12 protein-coding genes are annotated in these 10966 nt (G+C 70.0%); 2 read left to right on the top strand and 10 right to left on the bottom strand.

Annotated elements, in window-relative coordinates:
* Window positions 1-324 precede the first annotated feature (324 nt).
* The 10 genes from asd to IE069_RS15025 form a co-directional block, all read right to left on the bottom strand.
* A complete protein-coding gene (asd, locus tag IE069_RS15070; protein WP_189351502.1) occupies window positions 325-1443 on the bottom strand; it encodes an aspartate-semialdehyde dehydrogenase in 1119 nt (372 codons plus the stop codon).
* A gap of 97 nt (window positions 1444-1540) precedes the next feature.
* Window positions 1541-1804: an NF038396 family protein gene (locus IE069_RS15065; RefSeq protein WP_268245182.1), complete on the bottom strand. Its 264-nt coding sequence runs from the start codon at window positions 1802-1804 to the stop codon at window positions 1541-1543.
* The gene (locus IE069_RS15060; RefSeq protein ID WP_189351501.1) at window positions 1805-2362 is read right to left on the bottom strand and encodes a dihydrofolate reductase; all 558 of its coding nucleotides are present in this window, start codon (window positions 2360-2362) and stop codon (window positions 1805-1807) included.
* Window positions 2359-3162 carry a thymidylate synthase gene (locus IE069_RS15055; RefSeq protein ID WP_189351500.1) on the bottom strand — a complete coding sequence of 268 codons (804 nt, stop codon included), beginning with the start codon at window positions 3160-3162 and terminating at the stop codon, window positions 2359-2361. The genes IE069_RS15060 and IE069_RS15055 overlap by 4 nt, the downstream gene beginning before the upstream one ends.
* Before the next feature lie 10 nt (window positions 3163-3172).
* Window positions 3173-3742 carry a DUF1648 domain-containing protein gene (locus tag IE069_RS15050; protein WP_189351499.1) on the bottom strand — a complete coding sequence of 190 codons (570 nt, stop codon included), beginning with the start codon at window positions 3740-3742 and terminating at the stop codon, window positions 3173-3175.
* A complete protein-coding gene (locus IE069_RS15045) occupies window positions 3739-4065 on the bottom strand; it encodes a GNAT family N-acetyltransferase (RefSeq protein ID WP_189351498.1) in 327 nt (108 codons plus the stop codon). The genes IE069_RS15050 and IE069_RS15045 overlap by 4 nt, the downstream gene beginning before the upstream one ends.
* 82 nt (window positions 4066-4147) lie before the next feature.
* Window positions 4148-5113, bottom strand: coding sequence for an NUDIX hydrolase (locus IE069_RS15040; RefSeq protein WP_189351497.1), 966 nt, complete (start codon window positions 5111-5113; stop codon window positions 4148-4150).
* Window positions 5113-7329 carry an RNA degradosome polyphosphate kinase gene (locus tag IE069_RS15035; RefSeq protein WP_189351496.1) on the bottom strand — a complete coding sequence of 739 codons (2217 nt, stop codon included), beginning with the start codon at window positions 7327-7329 and terminating at the stop codon, window positions 5113-5115. Before IE069_RS15035 ends, IE069_RS15040 begins: the two co-directional genes overlap by 1 nt.
* A 96-nt stretch (window positions 7330-7425) precedes the next feature.
* Window positions 7426-8415, bottom strand: a complete 990-nt coding sequence (gene mshD, locus IE069_RS15030) for a mycothiol synthase (RefSeq protein ID WP_189351495.1) — start codon at window positions 8413-8415, stop codon at window positions 7426-7428.
* Between the two features lie 56 nt (window positions 8416-8471).
* Window positions 8472-9179, bottom strand: a complete 708-nt coding sequence (locus tag IE069_RS15025; RefSeq protein ID WP_189351494.1) for a winged helix-turn-helix transcriptional regulator — start codon at window positions 9177-9179, stop codon at window positions 8472-8474.
* Window positions 9180-9432: 253 nt separating this feature from the next.
* Here IE069_RS15025 and IE069_RS15020 point away from each other — a divergent pair, with 253 nt between their 5' ends.
* Both IE069_RS15020 and IE069_RS15015 read left to right on the top strand, forming a co-directional pair.
* Window positions 9433-10059, top strand: a complete 627-nt coding sequence (locus IE069_RS15020; protein WP_189351493.1) for a hypothetical protein — start codon at window positions 9433-9435, stop codon at window positions 10057-10059.
* A 183-nt stretch (window positions 10060-10242) separates the two neighbouring features.
* Entirely contained in the window at window positions 10243-10878 is a 636-nt protein-coding gene (locus IE069_RS15015; protein ID WP_189351492.1) for a nitrobindin family protein, read from the top strand.
* The last annotated feature ends 88 nt before the right edge of the window (window positions 10879-10966 follow it).

Genomic DNA, 10966 nt, shown 5'->3' with positions numbered 1-10966 from the left:
CCCTCCCGATTCTTCGTTCCGCTCCGGTGGTGAGTCCATGCCACTACTCTATGAAGTGCCACCCACAATTTGGCTCGTCCGGAAGCGGCTTCTCGAGTACTTTCTCGGCTTGGGCCGTGATTGCGGGCGCGACCGGCCGCGACGCATGGGCCGGTGCCGCCCGCAGGACGCGTGGGCCGGTGCTACCCGGAGAAGGGGAGCGCGCGGCGGCGGGTTCGAAGGCGTGCAGACGAGGGTGGCGCGCGGGTGGGCCATCGGCCCCACCCGGGCACAGAGAAGGCCGGGTACCCGTCACGGGTACCCGGCTTTCGGGGTCTGTCGCGGCTAGAGCTTGCCGAGCGCGATCGCCAGCATGCGGCGCAGCGGCTCAGCGGCGCCCCACAGGAGCTGGTCGCCGACGGTGAAGGCGGAGATGTAGCGCGGGCCCATCTCCAGCTGGCGGATACGCCCGACCGGGATGTCGAGGCTGCCCGACGCGGCGACCGGCGTCAGCAGGTCCATCGTGGCGTCCTTGGTGTTCGGCACGACCGTCGCCCACTCGTTGTCCGCGTCGAGCATGCGCTCGATCTCCGCGACGGGGATGTCCTCGGTCAGCTTGATCGTCAGCGCCTGCGAGTGCGAGCGCATGGCGCCGATGCGCACGCAGAGCCCGTCCATCTGGATGTGGTTGGACTCGTCCGTGCCGAGGATCTTGTTGGTCTCGGCGCCGGCCTTCCATTCCTCCTTGGACTGGCCGTTGCCCAGATCGGCGTCGATCCACGGGATCAGGGAACCGCCCAGCGGGACGCCGAACTGGGAGGAGTCGAGCCCGTTGCGCTGCTTGTCCAGCACCTTGCGGTCGATGTCGAGGATGGCGGAGGCCGGATCGGCCAGCTCGCCGGCGACCGCGGAGTTGATGTCGCCGAACTGGGTGAGCAGCTCGCGCATGTGGCGGGCGCCGCCGCCGGAGGCCGCCTGGTAGGTCATCGCGGTCGCCCACTCGACGAGGCCGTTGCGGAACAGCCCGCCGAGACCCATGAGCATGCAGGACACCGTGCAGTTGCCACCGACGAAGTCCTTGACGCCGGCGGCGAGCCCGCGGTCGATGACGTCGCGGTTGACCGGGTCGAGGACGATGATCGAGTCGTCGTTCATGCGCAGCGCGGAGGCCGCGTCGATCCAGAGGCCGTCCCAGCCGCGGGCGCGCAGGTCCGAGTGCACAGACTTGGTGTAGTCGCCGCCCTGGGCGGTCACGATGATCGGCAGCTTGGCCAGCGCGTCCAGGTCGTGCGCATCCTGCAGGGGGCCGGCCCCGGGCGCGAACGACGGCGCGGCGCCGCCCGGGTTGGACGTGGAGAAGAACACGGGGTCGATGCCCGCGAAGTCGTTCTCGTCCAGCATGCGCTGCATGAGGACGGAGCCGACCATGCCGCGGTAACCGACAAAACCAACGGAAGAAGTCATGGTTCCATGGTAGAGGCCGAGGGCGGTTCGGGCCCGGGTCGGTTACGCCGTTGTGAGCATCGCGACACGCGGCGGTGTTCCAGCCGCGACGGCCGGCCTACTCCTCAGGGTCCTCCTGCGGAGGGTTCGCGATGACGTGGCGCCGCCGTCCGATCGCCCAGAGCGCGCCGAACGCGAAGAGCTGCGTCACCACGAGCAGGACGATCAGCCCGCCGACGCGCTGACCGCTCAGGATCAGCCAGAGGCCGAGCGCGGCGAAGATCAGCGCCAGCAGCGGGAACAGCATGTACCCGATGAGGAACAGCGGCTCGGGTTTGTTCAGTGCGGCCTTCACATCGGCCTTCAGATCGGCGAAGTTCACCTAGGCGGTCCTCTCGGCGCCGTCGCGGCGCCAGTAGTCGAATCGGTACTCGAGCCCGTTTCCCGCGGTCGCCCACGCGGCATCGGCGGAGGGTGCGGGCTCGCTGCGCGTGCGGGCCCACCCGGCGCCCAGCCGCGGGGCGCGCGTGTCGCCGTCGTACCGGTGGTTGATGACGGTGACCACGGCGTCGGCGGCCAGCGGCGCGAACGCCGCGTACACCTGGCCGCCGCCCACCACCCACACGTGCTCGCCGCCGTCGGCGGCAGCGCCGGCGGCCAGCGCCTCGTCGATCGAGGGCACGACGACGCCGCCGGCCTCGCGCACCTGCCTCGCCGTGTCCTCGTGTGAGGTCAGCACGATGTTGGTACGGCCGGCGAACGGGCGGAAGCGGGGCGGGATCGAGTCCCAGGTGTTGCGTCCCATGACGACCGGGTGGCCCGTGGTGGCGGCCTTGAAGTGGGCCATGTCCTCCGGCAGGTGCCACGGCATGGTGCCCTCGCGTCCGATCACGCCCTCGACGGACTGGGCCCAGATCATGCTGATGCGCGGCGGTGTCATACGGCGATGGGCGCCTTGATCGCCGGGTGATGCGCGTAGTCGAGGACCTCGAAGTCGTCGAGCGTGTAGTCGAAGATCGTCTCCGGCACGCGCTTGAGCCGCAGCTGCGGGGACGGGAAGGGGTCGCGGGAGAGCTGCTCGCGGACCTGTTCGACGTGGTTGTCGTAGACGTGCACGTCTCCGCCCGTCCAGACGAAGTCGCCGACCTCCAGCCCGGTCTGCGCGGCCACCATGTGGGTCAGCAGGGCGTAGGAGGCGATGTTGAAGGGGACGCCGAGGAACATGTCGGCGCTGCGCTGGTAGAGCTGGCAGGAGAGCCTGCCGTCGGCCACGTAGAACTGGAACATCGCGTGGCACGGCGGCAGCGCCATGTTCTCGAGCTCGCCGACGTTCCACGCCGAGACGATGTGGCGGCGGGACTCCGGGTTCTTCTTGATGGATTCGATGACCTGGGAGATCTGGTCGACATGCTCGCCGTCCGGGGTCGGCCACGAGCGCCACTGGACGCCGTAGACGGGGCCGAGCTCGCCGTCGTCGTCCGCCCACTCGTTCCAGATCTTCACGCCGTTGTCCTGCAGCCAGTGGACGTTGGAGTCGCCGCGCAGGAACCACAGGAGCTCGAGTGCCACGGACTTGAAGTGGACGCGCTTGGTGGTGATCAGCGGGAACGATTCCGACAGGTCGAAGCGCAGCTGGCGGCCGAACACGCTGCGGGTGCCGGTGCCGGTGCGGTCTCCCTTGTCGGCACCGGATTCCAGGACGTCGCGCAGCAGGTCCTCATACGGGGTGGGGATAGGCATGGCGCCCAGTCTACCGGGAGGACGGCCCGCCCGCGCTGCGCGCAGCGGGCTCGAATTCCGCGCGGATCCACGTGTTCATCCGGCCGGTCGCCCGGAAGGCGGTGACGAGGACCGGGACGATCAGCACGATGCAGGCGAGTGCCCACCACGTCCCCGCGCCGAGCAGGAAACCGACGGGGGCGGCCGCGACGAGGAGCCCGACCCAGAAGGCGATGCGGTGCGAGACGTGCCGGATGAAGCGCCCCTTCATCGCGAGGTAGCGCTCGGATTCCTCCTTGCCGAGGCCCTGCGGGTCCCTGACGCCGTTGATGCGCGCTCGGGCCGGATTCAGCAGGCCGATTCCGATGACGACGGCGACCGGCCCGGCCGCCGTTGCCGCGTAGCCGAGCAGGGGCCAGGGCGACTTGTCGACCAGGCGGTCGGCCTCGCCCGCCGCGTCCCAATGGACCGGCAGCGGGTCAGGGAGGAACGGGTACGCCCCGGCCATGGTCACCAGGAGGAGTGCGAGCGGCAGGAGCGCCAAGGCGAGGGACCAGGGCGGGGTCGGACCGAACGGTTCCCCCGGGGAACCGGGCTTCACTCGACCAGGTCGGCGTACTCGGGATACCGGGCGAGGTAGTCCTGGACGTAGGAGCACTCGGGGACGATCGTGGACCCCTCCGCGCGCAACCGGTCCAGCACGAGGGTCACGAGCGCCCGCGCGTAGCCGTGCCGGCTGTACGCCTCGCTGATGATGGTGTGCTGCAGGGTGACGACTCCGCCGTCGCGCGAGTAGCCGAGGAACCCGATGAAGGTGGGGCCCTGCCAGAGGCCGTACCTGCCGCGGTCCGCGTCGTGGTCCAGGCGCAGGCCCTCGTGCACGATCTTCTCCGGTTGATTCCGGCCGGCGGTGTCAGCCGTCATGGCCCCTCCTCGATTCTGCCCTTCGGTCCTGCCCTCAGCGTAGCGGGACGGCGGCCCCGGCAACAGGTGCCCCGCCCCCGATTCAGTCCCCGAAAGGGGCGATGACCTCAACGGAGACGATCCGCCAGCTGGTCTTCGACTGCTGCGCGACGATCATCGACCCGGGGTCCAGATACGGGTTCGCGCTGGGCAGGAATTTCTTGATGCCGGGGGCGCACCGCGAGGCGAGCACCTCGAGCGCGTACGGCAGCACGGGCCGGTGGGTGCAGATCGCGACGCAGACCTGCTTGTCGAGCTGTTTGATGATCTGCTTCATCGTCTTCGCGGGCTTCCGCTCGGCCGCGTGCTCGGTGAGGGAGTTCGCCAGCTTGACCCCCATGTTCTTGCGCATCAGGTAGGGGGAGACGGTCTGCACGCAGCGCGTCCACGGGCTGGAGACGACCTTCGACGGGCTCCACGCCTCGAGGACGTTCGCGACCGCGATCGCCTGCCGCTGCCCGGTGGCGGCCAGCGGCCGCTCGCCCTCTTCCTTGGTCCAGGTCGAGCGGGGTTTGGCCTTCGCATGGCGTACGACGACGAAGGGGAGTGTTTCGAGGTCCCCCTCCTCGGAGGCCCGCTCGAGCGCGTCGAGCGGCTCCTGGTCCGACGGGCTCGTGAGCATCCGCCGGGCGGCGGCCACGGAGACCCATTTGACGGCGTCCACCTCGTCGCCGTCGGGCACCACCCGCTGGCCGTCGACCAGGGCCGCCCAGTAGTAGACGACCTTCGGACCGGACTTCACCTCGTACCGGATGGCCGGCAGCGGCAGCCCGAGGGCGACGTCCAGACCGACCTCCTCGCGCACCTCGCGGACGGCGCACTCGGGGATGGACTCGCCGGCGTCGAGCTTGCCCTTGGGCCACGACCAGTCGTCGTAGCGGTCCCGGTGGATGAGCAGGACCTCGAGGGCGTTCTCGCGGCGGCGCCACGGGAGGACCCCTGCGGCGACGACGGCGACCGGTTCTGCGACGGCTGCCGCATCGTCGGAGGAGCGCAGCGGGATCGGCATCAACGGCGGATCGCGTTCCGCTTGCGCTGGCGGGAGGAGAGCAGCCAGCTCTGGATGTCCCAGAGCGACTGCCCGTCGTCGTCCAGGTGGGTGCGGGTCCAGACGCCGTCGGGGCCCAGGCGCCAGCTGGAGGTCGCGTCGTCGAGGTACCGCTCGAGGATGGCGACGATCTCCCCGATGGATTCGCGGTTCGACAGCTGGACCAGTGCCTCCACCCGGCGGTCGAGGTTGCGGTGCATCATGTCGGCCGAGCCGATGTAGACCAGCGGGTCGCCGCCGTTGGAGAAGGCGAAGACGCGGGAGTGCTCGAGGAAGCGTCCGAGGATCGAACGGACCCTGATGTTCTCGCTCAGGCCCGGGACCCCGGGACGCAGCGCGCAGATGCCGCGGACGATCACGTCGACCTGCACGCCGGCCTGCGAGGCCCGGTAGAGGGCGTCGATGACGGCCTCGTCCACGATCGAGTTCACCTTCACGATCACCCGCGAGGCGAGGCCCGCGTTGCTGTTCGCGATCTCCTGCTCGATCCGGTCGATCAGGCCCGAACGCAGCGAGCGGGGCGCCACCAGCAGGCGCTTGTAGGTCGAGCGCGGGGCGTAGCCGGAGAGCTGGTTGAACAGGCGCGAGACGTCGTCGCCGACCTGGTCGTCGCACGTGAGCAGGCCGAAGTCCTCGTAGTAGCGGGCCGTGCTCGGGTGGTAGTTGCCGGTGCCGATGTGGCAGTAGCGGCGCATCCGCTCGCCCTCGCGGCGGACCACCAGCGAGAGCTTGCTGTGCGTCTTCAAACCGACGATGCCGTAGACCACGTGCACCCCGGCCTGCTCGAGCTTGCGCGCCCACGAGATGTTGGCCTGCTCGTCGAACCGCGCCTTGATCTCGACCAGGGCCAGGACCTGCTTGCCGGCCTCGGCGGCGTCGATCAGGGCGTCGACGATCGGCGAGTCGCCCGACGTGCGGTAAAGCGTCTGCTTGATCGCCTGGACCTGGGGGTCGGCAGCCGCCTGCTCCAGGAAGGCCTGGACGGAGGTGGAGAACGAGTCGTACGGGTGGTGCAGCAGGATGTCGCGGCGGCGCATGGCCGCGAAGACGTTCGCGGCCTTCGAGGTCTCCGATTCGTTCAGGTCCCGGGACGTGTGGGCTATGTGCCGCGGGTAGTGCAGGTCGGCGCGGTCGATCTTCGCGATGACCCCGAGCCCGCGCAGGTCCAGGGGCGCCGGGAGCTCGAAGACCTCGTCCTCCTCCACGCCCAGCTCGCGCACCAGCAGGTCCTTCACTGCGGGGTTGATGTCGCTGGCGACCTCGAGCCGCACGGGCGGGCCGAAGCGGCGGCGCAGCAGCTCCTTCTCGAGGGCCTGCAGGAGGTTCTCGGCGTCGTCCTCCTCGACCTCGAGGTCCTCGTTGCGGGTGACGCGGAAGGTGTGGTGCTCGACCACCTCCATGCCCGGGAACAGGTGCTCGAGCTGCTCGGCGATGACCGATTCCAGGGAGATGAACCGTGCCACGGAGTCCGGGGTCTTGCCGGGACGGCGGCCGTCGACCGAGACCAGCCGCGGCAGCGTGTCGGGGACCTTCAGCCGCGCGAAGAGCTCCTTGCCGCTCGTCGGGTTGCGGACGATGACGGCCAGATTCAGGGACAGTCCGGAGATGTAGGGGAACGGGTGCGCGGGGTCCACGGCCAGCGGGGTCAGGATCGGGAAAACCTGGTCGACGAACCACTGGTGCAGTTTCTCGCGCTCTCCGGCGCTCAGATCCGACCACGTGCACAGGCGGATGTTCTGCTCCGCCAGGGCGGGCAGGAGGGTCGAGGAGAACGCGTCGGCGTGGCGCTGCTGGAGCCGGTGGGCGGCCTCGAGGATGCGCTCGAGCTGCTCGACGGGGCTGACCCCGGCGGCGGACGGCACGGCCAGACCGGTGGCGATGCGCCGCTTCAGGCCGGCGACCCGGACCATGAAGAACTCGTCGAGGTTCGAAGCGAAGATGGACAGGAAGTTCACGCGCTCCAGCAGGGCCAGCTGCGGGTCCTCCGCGAGCTCGAGCACACGCGCGTTGAAGTCCAGCCAGCTCAGCTCGCGGTCCAGGAACCGGTGCTCGTCCGCGAAGTCGCCGTCGGGCCCGAGCGTCGGCTCGAACTCGGGCAGCTCGATGCGGTCCTGGGTGGCGCGGGCGGCGGGCATCTCGCTGTCGCCGAACGAGGGTGTGGTCGTCGTGGTGTTCATGGTGCGGTGTGCGTCCTTCCGAGGTCCGTTGTCGAGCCGCTCAGTCGTGGGTGCGCGGCGAAAACGGTGCAGTGGCACTCTATTGTCCCGTTCGCCCTATTTGTTCCGGGCATACATGACGTCCACGTCCCAGCGCGTGAATCCCAGCTTCTGGTACAGCGCGACGGCGGACTCGTTGTCCGCGTCGACGTAGAGCATGATGCCGTGCAGGTCGAGCGTGCGCAGGTGGTTGATGCCGGCGATGGTCAGGGCCTTGCCGAGCCCCGTGCCCTGCGCGGTCGGGACGACGCCGACGACGTAGACCTCGCCGATCGAGGCGTGCTCGCCCGTGGCATCGGCGCTCGCCGGGTGCACCTTCGTCCAGTGGAACCCCTGGATCTCGTCGTTCATGCCGACGGCCAGGAAGAACCCGTCGGCGTCGAACCACTCCTCCTCCATGCGGGCGTGCAGGTCGGCGAGCGTCATCGACCCCTGCTCGGGGTGGTGGGCGAACGCCGCGGCGTTCGCGGCCAGCCACTTCTCGTCGTCGTGCCCGGGCATGAACGTGCGCAACTTCACGCCGGTCGGCATCTCCGGCCGGCCCAGTTCGCCGTGGCCCGTCAGGCGCATGCGCCAGAGCTCGCGGACCGGCGTCAGGCCGTGCCGCTCGGCCAGCCGGGCGGCGCCGGCGTGGTGTCCGTGCGACCAGGCCTGCAGGGTCGACAGGTCGGCCTGGGCGGCGAGGAGGTCGGCCATCGCGGAGCCGATGCCGTCGTTGCGGAAGCTGGGGTGCACGACGAGCTCGAGGGTGCCGACGACGTCGGGGGAGTCGGTGTTCTGCGGGAGCACGGCGACGGCGACGCCGACCAGCTCGGAGCCGGCCTCCGCCGTCGTCCCGTCCTCATCGGACTCGGCCAGGTACGCCAGGGCCAGCCACAGCGACGCGTGGCCGGTGCGCAGGTCGACGAGCGTCTGCTCGGACAGCGGCGGATTGCCGTCCGCGGCCTCGGCCGCGGTGGCCAGCGCCGTGATGGCCCGCACCTGCTCCGGCGTCGGGGCCGTGGCCCGGGTGATGATGCTCCAGTCGGTGTTCGTCTCGGCCGTCATGGTTCAAATCTAGTCGTCGCAGCCGCCGCCTGCCAGCATTGCCGACGCGCGGGCTGCTACGGGGCGTCGACGCCGCCGTCGGCCCCGCTCGCCGCGCGCGTGCTGGCGAACCGGTAGCCGACGTTGCGGACCGTGCCGATGAGCTGCTCGTGGTCGGTGCCGAGCTTGGCGCGCAGGCGCCGGACGTGCACGTCGACCGTCCGGGTGCCCCCGTAGTAGTCGTACCCCCAGACCTCGTGCAGCAGCTGGTCGCGGGTGAAGACGCGGCCGGGGTGCTGGGCCAGGTACTTCAGGAGTTCGAACTCCTTGTAGGTCAGGTTCAGCGGGGAGCCGTGCACCTTGGCGGTGTAGCTGGCCTCGTCGATCACGACGCCGGAGGCCCGGATCTCCGTCGGATCCTCCTGGGCGTCGTCGTCGGCGCGGGTCGATGCGAGTCGCAGCCGCGCCTCGACCTCGGCGGGCCCCGCGGTGTCGAGGACGACGTCGTCGGCCTTCCAGAGCGCCGACACGGCCGCCATGCCGCCCTCGGTGAGGATCAGGACGATCGGTGCGGAGTTGCCCGTGGTGTGCAGGAGCTGGCAGAGCGAGCGGGAACCGGAGAGGTCGCGGCGGGCGTCCACCATGATGACCTCGGCCCGTTCGACGTCCAGGAGGGCGGTGGCGGAGGCGGGCAGGATGCGTACTTCGTGGGCGAGCAGTTCCAAGGCGGGAAGTACGTCGATCGACGATTCCGACGAATTCGTCAGAAGCATGATGCTGGCCATACCGGGTCTCCTCTGGTGCTGACGGACCTACGCGATCGGCGGGCCGGAGTGGTTTTCAGTATATGAGCGCCCTCGTTTCATCCGTGTTGCGTCCTTCACGAAGAGGACACAGTCCCGACATCCGGGCATGGTCCGCGACCCCTGGAACTCATCCGGCACCGAGGGCCCGGACGGGGCCGCGGAGGCAGACGGCGGAAAGGCGGCGGCGGGCCGGAACCCGCCCACCACCGCGGAGTAGGGCAGGATGGGTCCGGTGAGGAGTAAAACCATTGCAGCCGCGGCCGTGATCGCCGCCGCTGCCGTCATCGCCGGCGCACTGGCGGCCCGGGACGGTCTCGACGCCGGGTCAGGGATGGGCCTGTACCCGATGGCCGCCGCCGTCGCGGCGCTGATCGCCGTGTTCGCTTACGGGTGGCCGCGCCTGCTGAAGATCCCCGACCCCTGGCACATCACGTGGCTGCTCCTGCTGGCCGGCTGGGGCGCCACCCTCGCCGCGACCCTGTCCGCGCTGCCGTCCCCGATGCAGTGGATGCCCATCTGCCTCGGCCTGGGCGTCGTGGCGGTCTTCGCGAGCCAGCTGGTGCGCGGTACCGGCGCCACCCGCCGCCTCGAATCGACGCTCGGGGCTCTCCTCGGCCTGTTGGCGACGACGTTCGCCAGCGGCTGGGTCGCGGTCCTGAACTTCGCGCAGCTGGGTGCGAACGCGCTCGTGGTGCCGATCGGCGCGGCCGCCGTGGCCCTGGCCACGCTCGCCGTGATGGCGATCCTGTCCAAACGGCTCCCGGGCAGCACCCGCATGGGGAGCGCGGCGATGGCCCTGGCGCCCCTGCTGGCCTCGGGGACGCTCGTCTACTTCACGCAGCGACTCCTGCTGCAGTAGGCGAGTCGCAGAGCTGAAGGAGGCCTTCCGTGTTCGCTAGTATGGGGGCATGGAAAACTACTTGGCACTCGAAATCTTCTTCATCAGCTTGCTGGTCGTGGCCGGTCTCGGCATGGCGGGTGTGGCCGGTCTGGTCGTCTCCCGTCTGTTCAAGGGCCAGAAGTAGGGCGCAGGTCGCACTGAATGCCGATTGAAATCCCCACGGATCTCACCCCGGAACTCGTTCCGCTGTCCTGGCTGCTCGGTACCTGGGAGGGTATGGGCCGCCTCGGCGAGGGAGCGGTCGACGACGAGTACTTCCTGCAGCGCGTCCAGTTCGCCACGGACGGGCTCCCGCACCTGCAGTACCGATCGGAGAGCTGGCTGACCCAGGAGGACGGAACCGTCCTGCGCCCCCTCGCCGTCGAGATGGGCTTCTGGCAGCTCGAGCGCGACCAGGTCGAGGGCGACGGCGGCCCCGGGATGGTGCCCGGCGACGTCGTGCCGACCCTGCGCACCGCCGAGGACGTCGAGCAGTACCGCAGCGACGACGGCTTCCGGATCCAGGCGAGCATCGTCCACCCCGGCGGCATCAACGAGCACTACCGCGGCGTCATCAACGGTCCGCGGATCCAGCTCGAGACCGACCAGGTCATGCGCGGCGCCGGGGCCAAGGAGTACGCGCAGGCCAGCCGCATCTACGGACTCGTCGACGGCGACCTGTTCTGGCGGTGGGACTCCGCCGGCGCCGGCGAATCGCTGACGGCCCACGCCTCGGCCGTGCTGAAGAAGCTCGGCGCCCAGCCGCAGAACGACCACGGCGCGGCCGGGTCCGCCTGACCCGCGCCACCACGACGACGGCCGGCGGCCCGCGCAGACGCGGGGCTCGCCGGCCGTCGTCGTCCCCTCTGACCCACCCGTCGCGAAG

This window comes from Zhihengliuella salsuginis (assembly GCF_014651715.1).
GTDB lineage: Bacteria > Actinomycetota > Actinomycetes > Actinomycetales > Micrococcaceae > Zhihengliuella > Zhihengliuella salsuginis.
This window is presented reverse-complemented; position numbering and strand designations above follow the sequence as displayed.